Annotated in this window: 17 protein-coding genes; 1 reads left to right on the forward strand and 16 read right to left on the reverse strand. The window is 71.7% G+C overall.

What is annotated here, in order from left to right; translation table 11 throughout:
• Nucleotides 1–61: 61 nt before the first annotated feature.
• The 13 genes from BDW27_RS00295 to BDW27_RS00355 form a co-directional block, all read right to left on the reverse strand.
• On the reverse strand, nucleotides 62–808 hold the full coding sequence (locus BDW27_RS00295) for a YebC/PmpR family DNA-binding transcriptional regulator (protein WP_017546186.1): 747 nt from the start codon (nucleotides 806–808) through the stop codon (nucleotides 62–64).
• Nucleotides 805–1413 carry a pyridoxal 5'-phosphate synthase glutaminase subunit PdxT gene (gene pdxT / locus BDW27_RS00300; protein WP_017546187.1) on the reverse strand — a complete coding sequence of 203 codons (609 nt, stop codon included), beginning with the start codon at nucleotides 1411–1413 and terminating at the stop codon, nucleotides 805–807. Before pdxT ends, BDW27_RS00295 begins: the two co-directional genes overlap by 4 nt.
• Before the next feature lie 42 nt (nucleotides 1414–1455).
• The gene (pdxS, locus tag BDW27_RS00305) at nucleotides 1456–2367 is read right to left on the reverse strand and encodes a pyridoxal 5'-phosphate synthase lyase subunit PdxS (protein WP_026129538.1); all 912 of its coding nucleotides are present in this window, start codon (nucleotides 2365–2367) and stop codon (nucleotides 1456–1458) included.
• Between the two features lie 262 nt (nucleotides 2368–2629).
• Nucleotides 2630–3124 (reverse strand): hypothetical protein, encoded by a 495-nt coding sequence (locus BDW27_RS00310; RefSeq protein ID WP_233515602.1) that lies wholly within the window; start codon nucleotides 3122–3124, stop codon nucleotides 2630–2632.
• Between the two features lie 23 nt (nucleotides 3125–3147).
• A complete protein-coding gene (locus BDW27_RS00315; RefSeq protein WP_110048071.1) occupies nucleotides 3148–4344 on the reverse strand; it encodes a glycosyltransferase family 4 protein in 1197 nt (398 codons plus the stop codon).
• A gap of 59 nt (nucleotides 4345–4403) precedes the next feature.
• Complete coding sequence (locus tag BDW27_RS00320; RefSeq protein WP_017546191.1) at nucleotides 4404–5354, reverse strand: phosphatidylinositol mannoside acyltransferase; 951 nt, start codon at nucleotides 5352–5354, stop codon at nucleotides 4404–4406.
• Nucleotides 5355–5400: 46 nt separating this feature from the next.
• Nucleotides 5401–6024 (reverse strand): phosphatidylinositol phosphate synthase, encoded by a 624-nt coding sequence (gene pgsA, locus BDW27_RS00325; protein WP_017546192.1) that lies wholly within the window; start codon nucleotides 6022–6024, stop codon nucleotides 5401–5403.
• A gap of 133 nt (nucleotides 6025–6157) precedes the next feature.
• On the reverse strand, nucleotides 6158–6733 hold the full coding sequence (locus BDW27_RS00330; protein ID WP_110047767.1) for an HIT domain-containing protein: 576 nt from the start codon (nucleotides 6731–6733) through the stop codon (nucleotides 6158–6160).
• 140 nt (nucleotides 6734–6873) lie between these two features.
• Entirely contained in the window at nucleotides 6874–8544 is a 1671-nt protein-coding gene (locus tag BDW27_RS00335; protein ID WP_110048072.1) for a DUF885 domain-containing protein, read from the reverse strand.
• Nucleotides 8545–8679: 135 nt separating this feature from the next.
• Nucleotides 8680–9276 (reverse strand): ATP/GTP-binding protein, encoded by a 597-nt coding sequence (locus tag BDW27_RS00340; RefSeq protein WP_017546195.1) that lies wholly within the window; start codon nucleotides 9274–9276, stop codon nucleotides 8680–8682.
• Nucleotides 9277–9310: 34 nt separating this feature from the next.
• The gene (locus BDW27_RS00345) at nucleotides 9311–9727 is read right to left on the reverse strand and encodes a DUF742 domain-containing protein (protein WP_233515572.1); all 417 of its coding nucleotides are present in this window, start codon (nucleotides 9725–9727) and stop codon (nucleotides 9311–9313) included.
• 98 nt (nucleotides 9728–9825) lie between these two features.
• Complete coding sequence (locus tag BDW27_RS00350; RefSeq protein WP_014909276.1) at nucleotides 9826–10227, reverse strand: roadblock/LC7 domain-containing protein; 402 nt, start codon at nucleotides 10225–10227, stop codon at nucleotides 9826–9828.
• A 232-nt stretch (nucleotides 10228–10459) separates the two neighbouring features.
• Nucleotides 10460–13708 carry a nitrate- and nitrite sensing domain-containing protein gene (locus BDW27_RS00355; RefSeq protein ID WP_199560504.1) on the reverse strand — a complete coding sequence of 1083 codons (3249 nt, stop codon included), beginning with the start codon at nucleotides 13706–13708 and terminating at the stop codon, nucleotides 10460–10462.
• 793 nt (nucleotides 13709–14501) lie between these two features.
• Between BDW27_RS00355 and BDW27_RS00360 the strand changes: the two genes are divergently transcribed.
• Nucleotides 14502–15536 carry a D-alanyl-D-alanine carboxypeptidase family protein gene (locus BDW27_RS00360; RefSeq protein ID WP_017546197.1) on the forward strand — a complete coding sequence of 345 codons (1035 nt, stop codon included), beginning with the start codon at nucleotides 14502–14504 and terminating at the stop codon, nucleotides 15534–15536.
• 22 nt (nucleotides 15537–15558) lie between these two features.
• On the opposite strand, the gene BDW27_RS00365 is transcribed toward BDW27_RS00360, so the two are convergent.
• The 3 genes from BDW27_RS00365 to BDW27_RS00375 form a co-directional block, all read right to left on the reverse strand.
• Nucleotides 15559–16224: a hypothetical protein gene (locus BDW27_RS00365; protein ID WP_110047770.1), complete on the reverse strand. Its 666-nt coding sequence runs from the start codon at nucleotides 16222–16224 to the stop codon at nucleotides 15559–15561.
• Between the two features lie 91 nt (nucleotides 16225–16315).
• Nucleotides 16316–16540, reverse strand: coding sequence for a hypothetical protein (locus tag BDW27_RS27630; RefSeq protein WP_017546199.1), 225 nt, complete (start codon nucleotides 16538–16540; stop codon nucleotides 16316–16318).
• 112 nt (nucleotides 16541–16652) lie between these two features.
• The gene (locus BDW27_RS00375; RefSeq protein WP_017546200.1) at nucleotides 16653–17684 is read right to left on the reverse strand and encodes a LacI family DNA-binding transcriptional regulator; all 1032 of its coding nucleotides are present in this window, start codon (nucleotides 17682–17684) and stop codon (nucleotides 16653–16655) included.
• Nucleotides 17685–17710: the final 26 nt, after the last annotated feature.

Genomic DNA, 17710 nt, shown 5'->3' on the forward strand with positions numbered 1-17710 from the left:
GCGCCCCCCGGCGGGGGCGCGGCCACGGGCGTCGACGCGTGGTCGGCGTCCGGGCCCGGCCTCAGAGCTCGGCCATGACCTCGTCGGGGATGTCCGCGTTGGTGAAGACGTTCTGGACGTCGTCGGAGTCCTCCAGCGCGTCCACGACCCGCATGACCTTCTTGGCGCCCTCGGCGTCGACCGGGACCTCCATGGTCGGCAGGAAGCTGGAGTCGGCGGACTCGTAGTCGATGCCCGCTTCCTGGAGTGCCGTGCGGACGTCGACCAGGTCGGTGGCCTCACAGACGATCTCGAAGGCCTCGCCGAGGTCCTCGACGTCCTCGGCCCCGGCCTCCAGCACCGCCATGGTCACGTCGTCCTCGCTGGTGCCCTCCTTGGGCACGATCACGACGCCCTTGCGGTTGAACATGTACGACACCGAACCGGCGTCGGCCATGTTGCCGCCGTTGCGGGTGACCGCCACGCGCACCTCGGAGGCGGCGCGGTTGCGGTTGTCGGTCAGGCACTCCACCAGCAGCGCCACGCCGCCGGGGGCGTACCCCTCGTACATGATCGTCTGCCACTCGGCGCCACCGGCCTCCTCACCGGAGCCGCGCTTGCGGGCGCGCTCGATGTTGTCGGCGGGCACCGAGTTCTTCTTCGCCTTCTGGATGGCGTCGTAGAGCGTCGGGTTCCCTTCGGGGTCCCCGCCACCGGTACGCGCGGCCACCTCGATGTTCTTGATCAGCTTGGCGAACAGCTTGCCGCGCTTGGCATCGATGACGGCTTTCTTGTGCTTGGTGGTGGCCCACTTGGAGTGGCCGCTCATGCATGTCCTTTCACGATGTCGACGAAGAGGCGGTGGATACGCGTGTCGCCGGTGAGTTCGGGATGGAAGGACGTCGCCATCAGGCCGCCCTGTCGTACGGCGACGATCCTACCGGCCTCGTCCGTACCGGTAACGCTCCCGAGTACCGCCACCTCCGGGCCGACCGACTCGACCCAGGGCGCACGGATGAACACCGCGTCGAAGGGGTCGTCGCCGATCCCGTCGATCCGCACCCCGGTCTCGAAGGACTCCGTCTGGCGGCCGAAGGCGTTGCGGCGCACCGTCATGTCGATGCCGCCGACGGTCTCCTGGTCGGCCGTTCCGCCAAGAACACGGTCGGCCAGCATGATCATTCCCGCGCAGGTCCCGTAGACGGGCATCCCGTCCGCGACGCGCTCGCGCAGCGGCTTCATCAGGTCGTACCGGACGGCGAGCTTGGACATGGTCGTGGACTCGCCGCCGGGGATCACCAGACCGTCGACGGTGTCGAGCTGCTCGGCGGACAGGACCCGCGCGGTGCGGGCGCCCAGGTCCCGGAGCATGTGCGTGTGTTCGGCGACATCGCCCTGGAGGGCGAGCACGCCGATGGTGGGGCTGGCGGTCACGTACGGCCTCGTTGGTCGTGGGTTCGGCGGTCGGGGCGGCGGCTACCAGCCACGTCCCGCGTAGCGCTGGGAGTCGGACAGCTCGTCCAGGTTGATGCCGACCATGGCCTCGCCCAGTCCGCGGGAGACGCGGGCGATCACGGCCGGGTCCTCGTAGTGCAGGGTGGCCTGCACGATGGCGTCGGCGCGCCGGGCCGGGTCACCGGACTTGAAGATGCCCGAGCCGACGAACACGCTCTGGGCGCCCAGCTGACGCATGAGCGCGGCGTCGGCGGGGGTGGCCACGCCACCGGCGGAGAACAGCGGGACGGGCAGCTTGCCCAGGCGCGCGACCTCCTTGACGATCTCGTACGGGGCGCGCAGCTCCTTGGCGGCGCCGAACAGCTCGGGCTCGTCCAGGGTGCCCAGGCGCCGGATCTCGCCGCTGATGGAGCGCATGTGGCGGGTGGCCTCGACGACGTTGCCGGTACCGGCCTCGCCCTTGGAGCGGATCATCGCCGCGCCCTCGGCGATCCGGCGCAGGGCCTCGCCGAGGTTGGTGGCACCGCACACGAAGGGGACGGTGAACGCCCACTTGTCGATGTGGTACGCCTCGTCGGCGGGCGTGAGGACCTCGGACTCGTCGATGAAGTCGACGCCGAGCGACTCCAGGACCTGGGCCTCGACGAAGTGTCCGATCCGGACCTTGGCCATGACCGGGATGGAGACCGCCTCGACGATGCCGTCGATCATGTCCGGGTCGGACATGCGGGCGACGCCGCCGTCCTTGCGGATGTCGGCGGGCACCCGCTCCAGGGCCATGACCGCGACGGCACCGGCGTCCTCGGCGATCTTGGCCTGCTCGGGGGTGACGACGTCCATGATGACGCCGTTCTTGAGCTGCTCGGCCATGCCGCGCTTGACGCGCTGGGTACCGACGGCGTTGTCGGTGGTGTTCGCTGCGTTGGTGGCCACGGTGGTGGTCTCCCGTTCGTTTGGCTGACTGGGGGCCCAGACCGCCCGCTCCCCGGACACCTCACGGCCGGGAGCACGGCCTGGATGCGACGCGGCGGGCGCGCCCGGCGACCGCACGCACGCGCGCGGGCGCCGTCGGCGGCGCGCACCGGGTCGACCAGCACCCCATCCTAGTTCCACCCGTTTCGCGGCCTTTGGCCAGGCTGGAGTATCGGTGTGTGAGGTGTGGCCACCTCGTCGGAGTGCCGTCCCGATCGCCCGGTCAGCGCCGGGGCGGTTGGTCGTCCATCTCGAAGTAGTGGGGCAGCGCGGCGGTACCCGCCAGGCGCAGGAGGCGGACCAGTCGTGAGCGGCGCGCGCGCCTGGTGTCGGACACGGCGTCGTTGTGGAACACCCTGGCCAGGTACACGCCGCGCGCGGCGACCGTCACCTCGTCCAGCCGGTCCGGGGCCAGCCCGGCGTCCGGGGGGTCCAAGGCGGCGCGCAGCGCCTGGGAGAGCCGGCTCTCCGTGAGTTCGCGCTCCCCCTCCCCCGCCCGGCGCGCCGCGTTGGCGGCCGCCGCGAGCCTCCCGGCCGCCTCCCGGTCCAGACCGGGGTCGGCGGCGAGGTCGAGGACGGCCGCGGCCCGGCGCAGCAGAGCCGCGTCCAGGGCGGCGCGCGCGGTCTCCACCCGGTGGTGGAGGCGGTCGAGCCGGGTGGCCCGCCACGACAGGTAGAAGCCGAGCAGGACCAGCGCGATCAGGATCGCCGCGACCAGGGTGACGAAGCGAACGTCCTCGATCAGGACCGCTCACCCCGCAGCCGCGGGTGCGCGCGGCGGGGCGCACCGGAGGAACGGCGTCCGCCGTCCAGCCGGACCCCGGCGTCGGCCCCCTCTCCCGACGTCAGGACGGTCTCGTACACGTGGGCGATGTCGGCGGCGACGGTGTCCCAGTCGTAGGCGCGCACGGCAACGCGTGCGGCCTCCGAGAGCCCGGCCCGGCGTTCGGGCGAGTCGAGCAGGGCCGCCGCGCGCTCGGCCAGGTGATCGGCGTCGCCCACCCGGAACAGCTCCCCGGCCGCGCCGCCGTCCAGGACCGCCCCGAAGGCGGGGATGTCGCTGGCGACGATCGCGGCCCCGGCTGCCATCGCCTCGGTCAGGACGATGCCGAAGCTCTCCCCACCCAGGTTGGGCGCGCAGAAGACGTCGGTGGAGTGGTAGGCGCGGATCTTGTCGGCGTCGTCGAGCCGCCCCGGCAACACCACGCGGTCCCGCAGGGAGTCGGGGACACCGGACAGGTCGGCCTCGCCCGGTCCGGCCACGAGCAGGCGCAGCTCGGGCCGGTGCGGCGCCATCCGGGAGAAGGCCTCCAGGAGGGTGGCCAGCCCCTTGCGGGGTTCGTCCAGGCGGCCCAGGAAACCGATCGAGCCACCCCGCCCCGGCCACCCGGGCAGCGGCTCGGCGTGCGCGAAGCGGCGCACGGACACCCCGTTGGGGATGAGCACGGCGTCGCCGCCCACGTGTTCGACCAGGGTGCGGCGGGCCGCCTCGGAGACCGCCACGCGCGCGTTGATCTTCTCCAGGGCCGAGCGCAGAGCGCCGGAGCTCGCGGCCATGGCGCGCGAGCGCGGGTTCGAGGTGTGGAAGGTGGCCACGATGGGCCCGTCCGCCGCCCAGCAGGCCAGCAGGGAGACGCTGGGAGCGGCGGGTTCGTGGATGTGCAGCAGGTCGAAGCGGCCCTCGGCGATCCACCGGCGGACCCGGGCCGCCGTGCGGGGGCCGAAGCTGAGGCGGGCCACCGAGCCGTTGTAGGGCACCGGGACCGGGCGTCCGGCCGGGACCAGGTAGGGCGGGGTCCGGTGGTCGGGGTCGCCGACCGGAGCCAGCACGGAGACCTCGTGGCCCATGGCGCCGAGCGCTTCGGCGAGGTCGCCCACGTGCTGCTGCACCCCGCCGGGGACGTCCCAGGCGTAGGGGCAGACGATCCCGACGCGCATCCCGCTCCCGTCCGCCTGGGGGGTGGCGTCCGGGGTTCCCGAGGGCGTCCGCGCCCGGGTCACCGCCGCTGTTCCCGGTCGCGCGCCACGGCCGCCTCGACCTCGTGACGGCGGGCGCGGTCGGCGTCGTGGTCGGCGCTGAAGACGGACTGGAGCATGTGCCAGTCCTCGGGGTGCTCCGCGATGGCTCCCTCGAGGACCCGGACCAGCGCCTGGGTGGTGTCGTGGACGCGCTGGGTGCGGCTGCCCTCCGCCGCGACGGGGACCTCGTCGTGGACACGGACGTGCCAGTGGGGGCCGTCGTACCAGAGGGAGACCGGCATGAGGGCGGCCCCGGTGTTCAGGGCCAGGGCGGCGGGCCCTGAGGGGACTCGTGCCTTCTCTCCGAAGAGGTCGACCTCCAGCCCGGTTCCGTTGATGTCGCGGTCGGCGAGCAGGCACACCAGTCCGCCCTCGCGCAGACGGCGGGAGAGGACCCCGACGGTGTTGGCCGCACCGCCGGTCAGCGGCAGGACCTCCATCCCCAGGGACTCACGGTAGGAGGTGAACCGCTGGTAGAGACTCTCGGGGCGCAGCCGCTGGGCCACGGTGGTGAGCCGGGTGCCCCGCGCGGCGATCCACGCCCCGGCGTGGTCCCAGTTGCCCATGTGCGGCAGGGCCGCCACCACTCCGCGCCCGGACCTCACGTGTTCCTCCAGCACCTCGATCCCGGTCTGGCGGGTGTGGTCGAGGATGTGCTCCCGGCCCATGGCGGGCAGGCGGAACATCTCGTAGTAGTAGCGCATGTAGGAGCGCATCCCCGCCTTGGACAACGCCCTGAGCTGCGCGTCCGTGGCGTTCGGCCCGACCAGCCGGCGCAGGTTGCGCTCCAGCCCCCGGGTGCCGTCGTTGTGGGTGCGCCAGGCCCGGTCGGCCAGTCTCTGGAACACCGCCCGGCCCGCCCCCTCGGGTGCGCGGCGGACCAGCGTCCACCCCGCCGAGTAGGCCAGGTCGGCCATGCGTTCGTCCACGTCGTCGTCCTCGTCCTCGTGTGCTTCGGTCCCCTCGGCGGCGTGGTCAGGCGCCGTTGCTGGTCTTCTCGTCCTCGCCCTCGGCGAAGCCGGGGTCGTTGAGGCGCGCGCGGGTCTCGACGAGGCGCTGGAGGACGGTGAGCAGGCTCATCACGGCCAGGAGCCAGAGGCCGCCCGCGAGGATGTAGGGAACGCCGAGCTCGCTCAGGCCCACCGCCACCAGCACGATGATCAGGCGTTCGGTGCGTTCGGCCACGCCGACGTCGCAGTTGACGCCCAGGCCCTCCGCCCGCGCCTTGATGTAGGAGACCATGAAGCCGCTAATCAGGCAGAACAGGGTGAGTCCGGCGAGCATGGGATCGTCGCCCTCACCCACGAACCACCACATGAGTCCGGCGAGGATCGCGGCGTCGGCCACCCGGTCGAGGCTGGAGTCGAGGAAGGCACCGAAGGCGCTGCCGCTGTCGTTGGCCCGCGCCACCGCTCCGTCGAGCATGTCGAAGAGGGCGAAGACGGTGATGACCACGGAACCCGCGTAGAGCTGGCCGCGGGGGTAGAAGTAGAGGGCGCTGACGACGACACCGGTGGCACCGATGATGGTGACGAGGTTGGGCGTCAGGCCGATGCGGGCCAGGCTCCGACCGAGCGGAGCGGTGACCCGGGAGATCATGGGGCGAAGGATTCTCAGCATGTCTTCTAGTGATCGTAGGACGGTAACGGTCGTCGGAGTGGGAGCCGCACCCTCTGGGGGTGGCGTCGACCACGGGCAGTCGTTGGGGTGGGGGTCGCGGGTGGTCCCGGCCTCACTTCCGGGGCCAGGTCTCGGCCAGCCTGGCGCGGGTCCGCTCCAACATCTCGGGCAGGACCCTGGTCTGGCCGATCACGGGCATGAAGTTGGTGTCGCCGCCCCAACGGGGCACGACGTGCTGGTGGAGGTGTGCGGCGATCCCGGCACCGGCCACGGTACCGAGGTTCATGCCGACGTTGAAGCCGCCCGGACCGTAGGCCTCGGTGAGCGCCCGGAGCCCGGCCCGGGTGAGCGCGGCGACCTCGGCGGTCTCCCCCTCGTCCAGCGACGTGTACTCGGAGACGTGCCGGTAGGGGCAGACCAGCAGGTGGCCGCTGTTGTAGGGGTACAGGTTCAGGACCACGTAGGCGGACCGGCCGCGGGCGACCACCAGGCCCTCCTCGTCCGGCAGACCGGGGGCGCGGCAGAAGGGGCAGCCTTCGTCGGCTCCGGGCCCGGTCGGCTTCCCCTCACCCTTGATGTAGGCCATGCGGTGGGGCGTCCAGAGCCGTTCGTGGCCGTCCGGGGTTCCGGTTCCGGCGCCGGGCGGCCGGTCCGCACCGCTCCCGGGTTCGTCGTGGGTACCGCGCATGGCTCGTCCGCCCCCTCGCCTGACCGTTTCGTGCCGCGCGTCCAGCATAGGAGCGCGCGGCGGGTGAAGCGTCGGACCCCGCGGTCCGGGGGTGGCGCGACGGGTCAGTGGCGCGCTCAGGTGCTCCACTGACCCGTGGCTCAGAGTCCGAGCAGGGTACGCAGGTGGCGCGGGGACGGGTTGCCGTGCGCGAGCATGGCGTCGTGCAGGCGGCCGACCGGTTCGCCGGGGCGCTCCAGCGCCAGATCCCGGGCGATGTCGGAGACCTCCGCGTAGCCGACGTAGTAGGTGGACAGCTGGGCGCTGGTGAGCAGGGCGCGCCGCCACTTGCCGACGGCTTCCCCCTCCTCCTGGTGGCCACGTTCGGTCAGCAGGGCGACGGCCTCGGACTCGGTGAGGTCGCCGGTGTGCACGCGCACGTCCAGGATCGCGTTGAGGATGGCCCGCAGCCGCATCTTGAGCTGGACCAGACGCAGCCCGAGGTTGGCGCGCCGGGTGGCGGGGTCGGACCCTCCGGACCACCCGTGACCGGCCAGCACGTCCTCGGCGTGGACCGCCCACCCCTCCACGAAGGTGCCGCTGCTCAGCGCCGAGCGCACCCGGGTCCGGCCCCGGTGGCGAGCGGCGTGGGCGAGCTGGAGGGCGTGCCCCGGCATCGCCTCGTGGACCATCAGGTTGCGCAGCATGCCCGCGTTGTACTCGCGCAGGAAGGAGGCCTGGCGCTCCGCGGGCCAGTCCTCGGGCGGCGGGGCCACCGCGATGAAGGTGGGCTGGGAGGAGGCGTCGGGGTCGAGCGCTCCGGGCGCGTCGCAGTAGGCCACGGCCACGCCCCGCCGGGAGACCGGCATCGGGATGACCTCGACCGGGTCGTCGTGGACGGTGGCCAGGTCGAGTTCCCGGACCCGGGCGTAGAGGTGTTCGAGGGCGTCGACACAGGAGGGGACGACCCCCTCGGGGGAGATCTCGAACTCGTCGGCCAGGGCGGAGAGCACCTCGGCGACCTGGCCGGGGCGGCGCGGCTCACCGGTGTACTCGGCGGCGGCCTCGGCCAGTGCCTCCTCCGTGGCCAGGAGGTCGCTCTCGGCGCGTACCAGGAGCGCCTCCGGGGACAGTTCGGAGTCGAGCGTGTACCAGAGCTGGGCGGCGAACCGTCGCGCGCCCAGGCGCGGGTCCCCGGTGGCGAACTCCAGCTCGGTGCGCATCCAGGAGGTGTACTCGTCGAGGGCGGCCAGGGCCGCGGCGCGGGCGGGTTCGAGTCCGGAGGCGTGCTCGGGGTGCTGGGCCGCCAGGGCCGGAACGGCCTCGGCGAGCATCCCCCGGGCGCCCTCCAGCTGCCCCAGGGCGGTCTCCACGTGCACGCGGGGCATGCCGGGACCCTCGGACAGGCGGGCTCGCGCGGTGTCCAGGTAGGCGGGCAGGGCGGCGCAGCGCGCGGTCAGGGCCGCGAGGCGCTCCTCCGGCGGGAGGGTGTCCCGTTCCAGGAGGGCGTGGAGGGCCTCACCCGGTGAGTGCACCAGGGGGTTCCACGTGTGCGGGCGCAGTTCGGTCGTGTGCCACAGGTCCGCGCTGATCCTGGTCCGGAGCATCTCCAGGTCGACCAGGTCGTCGGTCGGGACGAGGTCCGCGTCAATCTCGTCCAGGGAACCCAGCGCGTCGGTCAGGAGCCGGACGCGCAGGGAGTCGGCCTCGACGGAGTGGTCGGTGAGCCGGTGGGCTCCCCGGGTGTCCCCCAGGTCCAGAGCCCACTCGGGGTCGTCGGCCAGGAGGGCGTCGAGCACCCGCTCGGCCACGTCTCGGAAGCGTCGGGTCATCTCGGCCGCGTCGGGTTGGGAGGAGGAGGTCATGCCGCCATGATGCCAGGTCAGGGAAAACACGGACGCCCGGTTCCCGACGTGCGGGAACCGGGCCGTACTCCGTGCGGGACCCCGGCCCGGGTCAGATCCTGGTCAGCGCCAGGAGTTCTGGCCCCCGGTGGAGGTGGGCTGCTGCCCTGCGGCGCCCTCGGGGTCCCCCACCGTGATCGCGTGCTCGACGAGGGTGATGAGCGTCGACTTGGTGGAGGCCTTGTCACGGGCGTCCACCTGGACGATGGGAATCTCCGGGCTGAGCGTGAGCGCGTCCCGGACCTCGTCTGCGGCGTGGGGGTAGTAGCCGTCGAACCCGTTGATGCCCACGATGAAGGGCAGACGCGCCTCTTCGAAGTAGTCGATCGCGGGGAAGCAGTCGGCCAGGCGTCGCGTGTCCACCAGCACGACCGCGCCGATGGCACCCTTGACCAGGTCGTCCCACATGAACCAGAACCGGTGCTGTCCGGGGGTGCCGAACAGGTACAGGATCAGGTCGGAGTCGAGGGAGACACGGCCGAAGTCCATGGCGACGGTCGTGGTCTGCTTGTCCGGCGTCTTGGCGAGGTCGTCCACCCCGACGCTGGCGCTGGTCATGACCGCCTCGGTCGTCAGCGGCACGATCTCGGAGACGGAGCCAACGAATGTCGTCTTCCCGACACCGAAGCCCCCGGCGACGACGATCTTGACCGACGTCATCGCGTTCCCCCCAGCACCGCCTTCCTCGGCTGGGCTAGAGCTTGCGAAGTCCACTGAGCACCCTTTCAAGCAGGTTGGTGTTGGGGCGAGCGTCGTTGTCGAGCGAAGACCTGATCTGGACCAGTCCCTGCTCGGACATGTCCGCCACAAGCACCCGCGCCACACCGAGAGGCATCCGCAACAGCGCGGAGATCTCCGCCACGGATCGCCATTCCCGGCACAGGTCGCTGATCGCCTGCCATTCAGGCGTCAGCGTTCCTGACTCGTTCCGGGCCGCCGCGGTGGCCGAGATCAGCGCCTCCAGGGGAAGCTGAGACTTCGGCTTGGTACGGCCCTTGGTGACCGCGTAGGGGCGCACCAGCGAACTGGGGGCGCTGCCCGGCGCGGGTCGTTGGTCATACGGTTGTTGGATTGGTCGAGGAACATCTCCGCCGCCCGGAACTGCGGGCATCCCTCCGGTGGAGGGATGGCCCGGCTGTTGTCCGAACCACGAGGCGCTCCCGGCATCTCTACTGTGAGGTGCCACCACTTCCTCCTGTCGGTGGTGGATCAGTGGATTCCCGAGGTGCGCGCCGTTGGTGTCAGCGCCCGCCCCGCCCGCTCGACGAGCAGGGTCATCTCGTACGCGACCAGACCCAGGTCGCTCTCGGCCGCCGCGAGGACCGCGAGACACGAGCCGTCGCTGATGGCCATGATGAGCATCAGCCCCCGCTCCATCTCGACGACGGTCTGGGCGACCGCTCCACCCTCGAACACCCGGGCCGCGCCCTGCGTCAGGCTGGACAGACCAGAGGCGATTGCGGCCAACTGGTCGGCCCGGTCCGCCGGGAAGCCCGCGGACGAGGCCAGCGGAAGGCCGTCAGAGGAGACGACGATCGCGTGGGCCACGTCGGGTACCCGGTCGGCAAAGTCAGTGATCAACCAGTTGAGTTCATTCACCTGTCGACTCATCTGATCTCCTGTCCAAGTTCGCCGGTCGATCTGTGGGCACTGCTACCGCCGGCACGGCATGTGACAGCACTGCCTTTGCGAACCACCCGGCCCCTCCCGTGGGGGTGACCGGGAGTCTGGTGTTCCGCTCTCGTCAAGCGATGGGTGTGGCGCGTCCGAGAAGCTCGGTTGATGCTATTGCATCCGGCTTCCCTGACTGTGAGGGACCCCGTCCCACCACTGGTCACTTGGGTCACTCCTCCGTCGAACTGTCGCCGAGCCGGTTCCGACCGTCGCGGACGCCCTTCTGGAAGCCCGAGAAGCGGTTGCGGACCCGGTCCGCGCTTCTGGTGGGCATCTGCTTGAAGTTCTCCGGCTTGGGTGCGGTACCAGGAACAAGGTTTGCCTTGGGAACCCGTTTTGGCAAGCCCGAGGTGGTCAATCCACCGGCAAGCGGCTCGGCCGCGGTGCGCGCGGCCTTCCAGCCGCGGTCTGCCGCCGAGTTCCATTCCTGCTCGGAACGGGGGTTGGCCGCGGGCTGCTGCTGGGCGGGTTCCCTGCGCGTGCGCTGGGGTTCCGGCGTTTCCTGGGGCGCCGGGGGCACCTGCTGGATCGGGCCGGTCTCGGTGGTGTCCACGGTGGGACCGCCGGTGCGGCGCTTGAACCAGTTGGACTCGATCGCGTCGAAGATCGGCAGCGAGTCCGCGTCCTGGCCGGACGGGGCCGCCGGGACCACGGTGCTGTTCGGGCCCTGGGCGCCACCATAGCGGCGCGACAGGTAGGCAGTGGAACCATAGCCCTCCCGCGAGTCGCCGCCCCCGGTGCGCCAGTTCCCGGTGGTGTTGGACTCGGGCTGCTGGGGCTGCGGAGCGGCCTGCTGGGGCTGCTGCGCGCCGCTGTCCCAGGAGGAGATCGCCGGGAAGGTCTCGGTGTTGTCCTCACCGCGGGCCGGCGCCGCCGGGGGCTCCGGCTGGCGGGACTCGCGGGACCCGGTGTCGAAGGCCCCGCTCCGGTGGGTGCCGGTGCCGAAGACGTCGTAGGAGTCCGAGCTCCGGTTCTCGGGCTCGGGATTCCTCCCGAATCCGCCCTTCTCCGAGGCGGGGCGGCCGAAGGTGCCCGTGTCGGTGGGACGGCGGAAGGAGCCGGAGTCCGGGGCGCTGAACGAACCCGTGTCCGTGCTGTTGCGGGGGGCCGGGTCGAACAGGCTGCGACCGGTGGACTCCTCCTGCCTCGGCTCGTCCTCCTCGGGCACGTCGTAGGGGTCCACGACCGGGTTGGCGTTGTCGGTCAGACCGCTGTTGGGCGACAGGCCCTCGGCGCGGTTGGGCGCCTCCCAGACGGAGCCGGTGCTGGTGGTGTTCCACAGGTCCTGGCCGCTGGGCGGGTGCTCCTCCGTGCGGCCGCCGACGGGCTTGCGCTTGGGCAACCCGCCCAGGTCGCCGGTGAGGTCGCCGGACTCCTGGCTGTTCCAGGGGTCGTTCGGCTCCTCGGCGGCGGGGCTGGCGGCGAAGGCCGCCTCAGCCTCGGCGAAGGTGTCGGGCGCCCCGGCGGACAGCTCGGGGCGGTTCCCGACCCCGCCCAGGGCGTGCTGGCCCTCGACCGGGGTGATGAGCAGGTCCGGCGGGAAGACGACGCTGGCGGTGGTGCCGCCGCCGTGCGCCTCCTTGAGACCCATGCGGATGCCGTGGCGGTGCGCCAGGCGCGAGACCACGAACAGGCCCATGCGGCGCGAGACCGCGACGTCGATGACCGGCGGGGCTGCCAGGCGGGCGTTGATCGCCGCGAGGTCCTCCGGGGCCATCCCGATGCCGCTGTCGGTCACGTCGACCTGCACGGCGCCGCTGTCCATGATCTTGGCGCTGACGAGCACCTCGGTGTCGTGCGGGGAGAACGAGGTGGCGTTCTCCACCAGCTCGGCGACGAGGTGGATGACGTCGTTGACCGGACGGCCGAGCACCGAGATGTGGGAGGGGGCGCGCACGTTGACGCGCTCGTACTGCTCGACCTCGGAGACGGCGCCTCGGAGGACGTCGACCAGCGGGACGGGCTGGGCCCACTTGCGGGTGTTGTCCTGACCGGACAGGACCAGCAGGTTCTCGTTGTTACGCCGCATACGCGTGGCGAGGTGGTCCAGCTGGAAGAGGTCGGAGAGGCGGTCGGCGTCCTGCTCCGACTGCTCCAGACCGTCGATCAGGCGCAGCTGCCGCTCCACCAGGGTCTGGCTTCGGCGGGAGAGGTTGACGAACATCGCGTTGACGTTGCTGCGCAGCGCGGCCTCGTCGGAGGCCAGGGTCAGGGCGACCCTGTGGACGTCGTCGAAGGCGCGGGCGACCTCGCCGATCTCGTCGTGGGTGTGCACCTCGATGGGGCTGACCTTGACGGACTCGGGGACCGTCCCGGCCTCCTGCATCCGGTTGATCGCCTCGGGCAGGTCGCGCTCGGCGACGCGGCGCGCGCCGTCCTCCAGGGTGCGCAGCGGGCGCACCAGGGAACGGACCACGAGGGAGGTCAGGATGAAGACGGCCAGGAGCACGCCCGCGACGATGATGAGGTCCATGATCGCGCGGAACAGGGCCTGGTCGCGCAGGTCGTTGGCGTCGGCGGCGATGCCCTCCGCCAGGCCGGACTCAACCGTCTTGAGGCGCTCCAGGGCGGTGTCCGCGATGGCCGCGTAGTCCTCGGGGCCGTCGTTGGGGGTGACGTTGGTCAGGGGGTCGCCACGGTCGGCGCGGTACATGACGCGCATCCGCATGGTGGAGACCTGGCTGACCTCGAGACCGGTGAAGTTCTCGTCGAACACCGCGCGCTGCTGGGGAGAGGCGGCCTGAATGAAGTTCGAGATCTCGTTCTCGTAGCGGGCCCGGCTGGAGTCGATGGCCTCGGAGATACCGCCGGTCATCGTGTTGCGGGCCAGGGAGTGGCCCATCAGCGCGGTCTCGTAGGAGAGCTGGTCACGGGCGTTCGACAGCGCGGTGAGGGCGCGGACGGCCTCACGCAGCTCGGTGTCGTTGGTCTCGTCCGCGATGGTCTGGTTGAAGTCGGACAGCGACCGGGCGATGGTCCGGTACTTGGTCACGACGGGCAGGACCGTGATGCGGGTCGAGTCGACCTCGGTGCGCAGGGACTCCAGTGTGGAGAGCTGGCTGCGCATCGCGGCGAGCCTGGTCTGCGCCAGGTCGCCGTCCATCGCGCCCATGTCGTCCAGACGGGCGTTCAGGGTGCTCTGGAGGTCGAGTGTGGCGGCCCGCTCGGTCTCCATCTCCTGGCGGAGTTCGTCCGAACGTCGGTCCGGGTCCGCGTTGTCGGAGATGAAGACGGCGCTGGCCGTGCGCTCGCGGCCCAGCTGGTTGGCCAGGTCCACGATGAGGACGCCCACTTGGGCGCGGTCCTCGATGTGCGCGTGGGTGACGGTGGAGACCGAGGCCTCGTAGACCCGCAGTCCGCCGAGCGCTAGCGCGACGGCGGTCGGGATGACGATGAGGGCCACCAGTCGGGAGCGCACCCGCCAGTTACGTGGCCGCCACCAGTTGGCTCTGCGCCGGGGCTTGGCATCGGCGTTTTCGGCCTGCGCTGCCTCGCTCTGAGCGCTGGCCCCGCTTTTCGTCGCTCGTGTCGACACGGACCCTCGCAACCTTTCGTGTCACCGCCTCGAACGGCTGTTGAACCCAGGGATCGGACCGCTCCAGACCGGAAGGTCGGCATGACCACAGTGGTCCACCAGAAACAGGAAGCAGTGGGAATGTGGGGAGATGTGAAGACTGTCCGCCGGACTCGCCTGGGAGGAGAGGCGCCGCGCACCGACACAGTCGTGGTGCGCGTGCGGTGCATAGCGTACCAATGGGCGAGAAGGGCTCGCTTCGGGCGATTGATGCCCATCAAGCAAGATCATCCGAGGCCAACGGTGGCCGTAATCCCCTCCCTGCCCGCATTAGGACCAATCCCCCAGGTCAGACTGGTCGACCGAAAACCGGCCGGACAAGGAGGTAACTATTTGGACACACCACCAGCTTCCACTGCCACGCCTGCCCTCCGTGACATCGTGAGAGGACGTGTACGCAGGCCCTGAGGGGAAGGCGGAAATGCGCACCTCGCCGCGCCCAGATTCGATCACCCGGAGTAACCATCACATCGCCCATGGCATTCCTCGCAGTTCAGGACCGTGCCGTGCGCCCCTCCGCTTTTCGGTCCGGGCACTGCTTCCACTGAGCACCGCGCTTCTGTTCGCCCTCACCTGTGCGGCCCCGGGGACCGCCGGGATCGCCGATCCCGAATCGGCGGACCTGGACCGGCTGCGCGTGGAGCTGGCCACGGCGCGCGCGGAGGTGACCGCCCTGCGGGAGAGCGCCACGGAGCGCATCCTGGCCTACGAGGAGGAGAGCGCCCGGCTGGAGGAGCTCACCGACGAGCGCGAGGCCGCAGACCACCGCGCGGACGCGGCGGACCGGCACCACGAGGGCGCCCGGCTGGGCGCGGCCCGCCAGGCCGCCAGCGCCTACAAGGGCGCGGACCTGAGCCTCATGCAGGCCTGGACCAGCGCGGAGGGGCCCACCCACGCCCTGGAGCGCGGCGCCTACCTCCTCCTGTTCGGGGAGCGCCGCTCGGCCGACCTCGCCCGGGCCCAGGCCTCGCAGGTGGCCACCGACACCCTGGCCGAGGCGGCGGAGTCCGCCGAGCGGGAACAGGCCGAGGCCACCGAGGCGGCGGAGACCGCTCGGGAGACCGCACTGGAGGCCATAGCCGCCCAGGAGCAGCGGACCGAGAAGCTCCTGGAACAGCAGACCCGGCTGGAGGCCGCCCTGGCCGACACCCGGGACCCCGGGAACGAGGAGACACGCCGCAAGGAGGCCCTGGCGGACGCCCGTGGGGCCGTGAGCGGCACGGAGGGCGAGCGGGAGAGCGCCCAGGAGGCCGCCGGGGACGGCGGCTGCGCCGGAGGCACCGGGGACTTCCGGAACGGGCGGGCGCCGGACGGGGTCCTGTGTCCGCTGCCGCAGCCCGGCGAGCGGCTGCGCGCCGACGCCGCCGCCGCCTTCATCGAGCTCGACGGGGATTTCCGGTCAGAGTTCGGCCGCCCGATGTGTGTGACCGATTCCTACCGGCCGTACCACGAGCAGGTGCGCCTCTTCCAGGAGATGCTCCCCGGGATGGCGGCCGAGCCGGGTACCAGCGCGCACGGGCTGGGCGTCGCCGTGGACCTGTGCGGTGGCGTGAACGAACTCGACACCCCGGAGCACCGGTGGATGCTCGACCACGGCCCGGAGCACGGTTGGCACAACCCGGACTGGGCCCGCGGCGGGTTCGAGCCCTGGCACTGGGAGTTCACCCCCTGAGCCCGGGCCTGGCACGGTTTGCTCAGACCTGGGAGCCGACCCTGACCTCGTAGGTGCCCAGTTCTCCGGCGTCCACGAAGAGTTCGTCGTCCGCGTCCAAGGCGGGGGTGGCCACCGGCAGCAGCGCGCGGACCCGTCCGGGCCCCGACACCAGCCAGTCGTGGCCGGGCTCGACCCGGCCGCGCCCGTTCTCCTTGTCGTCCACCGAGGTGCTGAGTTCCACCGCTTCACCGGACAGATCGTCGGCGGTGGTCAGGACCGGGCCGAGGATCAGTTCCACGGGCTCACCCGACGCGTCCAGCCAGAGGCAGGCGGGGGTGTAGGCGCTCGTGGGTCCCGACCCCCCTGCCAGGGCGGCCACGCCCACCCGGGCCGACCGCGCCTCGGGCGCCACCGCGTCGTCGACCCCGCGCACCAGCTCGGGGCCGATGTCGAACACGCGGTCCCCCGCGCGCACCGACACCGGCGCGGTAGGCGCGACCGGGGCGCACATGCGGGCCTCGGGTTCGACGATGATCTCGATCGCGCCGTTCACGGCCCGCTCGTGCGCGTCCGCCAGGGCGTCGTTCCCGCCCTCCAGCAGTTCGCCGAGGCTCCGCGTCCCCGGGCTGCCCATCACGTCACCGTCGTCCAGCGCGCCCACGCGCGCGCCGCCACCGCTCGGTGACAGATAGGTGACCCAGCGCAATGTTCCTCCACGTTTGCTCACGAGCCCCTCGGGGCTCGGTGTCGGGTGCCCTCGCAACGGGCGTGGGGGGACCACTCCCCCGTGACGCGGTTCAGGACGCGGCGTTCGACCCGTGTTCCTTGCCGGTTCCGGCACAGCCCCGGCAGGGCTCCTCGACCCGGTGCCAGACGACCAGCCCGTTGACCTCCCGGTGCGGCCGCTCGGGCCGCCACCACCCCGTCCCGGAACAGAACCGGCAGTGGTTCCCGTTCCGGTCGCACCACCCGCACGCGGAGATCGCGCACCTGGCGTGGGTCGGTTCCCGCGTCGACTTCATGTGCCCCCACCGTCTTCCGCGAAATCGCGACCAGCCTCGCACAGGCGGCACACGCGAGTCCAGCGGTCACGGGGGCGAACGTGCCGGTGGGCGGCCCGCGCCCGTCCGGGCCTCAGGCGGAGTCGCGCACCACCAGTCGGGTGTCGAGGAGGATGGTCCGGGCCTCGGCGGTGCGCGGGATCGCCACGTCCACGAGCAGTCGGGCCATCTCCTGGCCCATCTGGACCGTGGGCTGGTGGACGGTGGTCAGCGACGGGTCGCTGTGCCGGGCCATGAGGGTGTCGTCGAAGCCGACCAGCGCGACGTCCCCGGGCACGCTGAGGCCGCGTTCGCGCAGCGTGCGGATGGCGCCGACAGCCATCATGTCGGAGGCCGCGAAGACCGCGTCGGGTTCGCCGCCCTGGTCCAGCAGTCGGGCCATGGCCTCGGCCCCGCCCTCGACGCTGAAGTCGCCCTGGACCACGAGGCGCTCGTCCACCTTCCGGTCGGCGGCGATCATGCTCTCGCGGTACCCGCGCAGGCGCGCCACACCGGCGTTCATGTCCTGCGGTCCGGTGATGGTGGCGATCCTGGAGTACCCGGCGTCCAGCAGGTGGCGGGTGGCCACCCTCGCGCCTTCGAGGTTGTCGATGTCGACGCGGAACGGCGCGGGCTGGGCGTCGGAGTAGGGGCGGCCGCCGTGGACCACGGGCACCCCGGACTCGGCCAGGCGCGAGGTGAGGGGGTCGTCACGGTGCAGGGACACCAGGAGGGCACCGTCCACGTGCGAGCCGCTGAGGTACTCGCCCACGCGCTTGTGCTCGGCCTCGCCCCGGGCGGTGGTGAGCATGAGCTGGAGGTCCCGCTCGTGCAGCACCGAACTCACCCCTCGGATGATGTCGGCGAAGAACGGGTCCGCGAACAGGCGGTCCCGCGACTCGGAGACGACCAGCGCGATCGTGTCCGTGCGTCGGGTCACCAGGGTGCGCGCCGCCTGGTTGGGGGTGTACCCCAGTTCGGCGATCGCGTCGTGGACGGCCTCGCGGGTCCTCGGGCTGACCTGGGACGACCCGTTGATCACCCGGGAGACGGTGCCGCGGCCGACCCCGGCCCGTTCCGCCACCATCTCCAGGGTCGGTCGCTGCCGACCGCCACTCTTGGCCACTTGGGGCTCCTTGGACGTCGTGCCGC

The sequence above is a fragment of the Nocardiopsis sp. L17-MgMaSL7 genome (assembly GCF_003182025.1).
Classification (GTDB): Bacteria; Actinomycetota; Actinomycetes; order Streptosporangiales; family Streptosporangiaceae; genus Nocardiopsis; species Nocardiopsis prasina.

Excerpts from the sequence above, each read along its gene's own strand:
- BDW27_RS00335 (WP_110048072.1), bottom strand. The coding sequence starts at position 8,544 with ATGACCCGACGCTTCCGAGACGTGGCCGAGCGGGTGCTCGACGCCCTC.
- BDW27_RS27630 (WP_017546199.1), bottom strand. The coding sequence starts at position 16,540 with ATGAAGTCGACGCGGGAACCGACCCACGCCAGGTGCGCGATCTCCGCG.
- pgsA (WP_017546192.1), bottom strand. The coding sequence starts at position 6,024 with ATGATCTCCCGGGTCACCGCTCCGCTCGGTCGGAGCCTGGCCCGCATC.
- BDW27_RS00345 (WP_233515572.1), bottom strand. The coding sequence starts at position 9,727 with ATGCCCGCAGTTCCGGGCGGCGGAGATGTTCCTCGACCAATCCAACAA.
- BDW27_RS00330 (WP_110047767.1), bottom strand. The coding sequence starts at position 6,733 with ATGCGCGGTACCCACGACGAACCCGGGAGCGGTGCGGACCGGCCGCCC.
- BDW27_RS00350 (WP_014909276.1), bottom strand. The coding sequence starts at position 10,227 with ATGAGTCGACAGGTGAATGAACTCAACTGGTTGATCACTGACTTTGCC.
- BDW27_RS00295 (WP_017546186.1), bottom strand. The coding sequence starts at position 808 with ATGAGCGGCCACTCCAAGTGGGCCACCACCAAGCACAAGAAAGCCGTC.
- BDW27_RS00340 (WP_017546195.1), bottom strand. The coding sequence starts at position 9,276 with ATGACGTCGGTCAAGATCGTCGTCGCCGGGGGCTTCGGTGTCGGGAAG.
- BDW27_RS00315 (WP_110048071.1), bottom strand. The coding sequence starts at position 4,344 with ATGCGCGTCGGGATCGTCTGCCCCTACGCCTGGGACGTCCCCGGCGGG.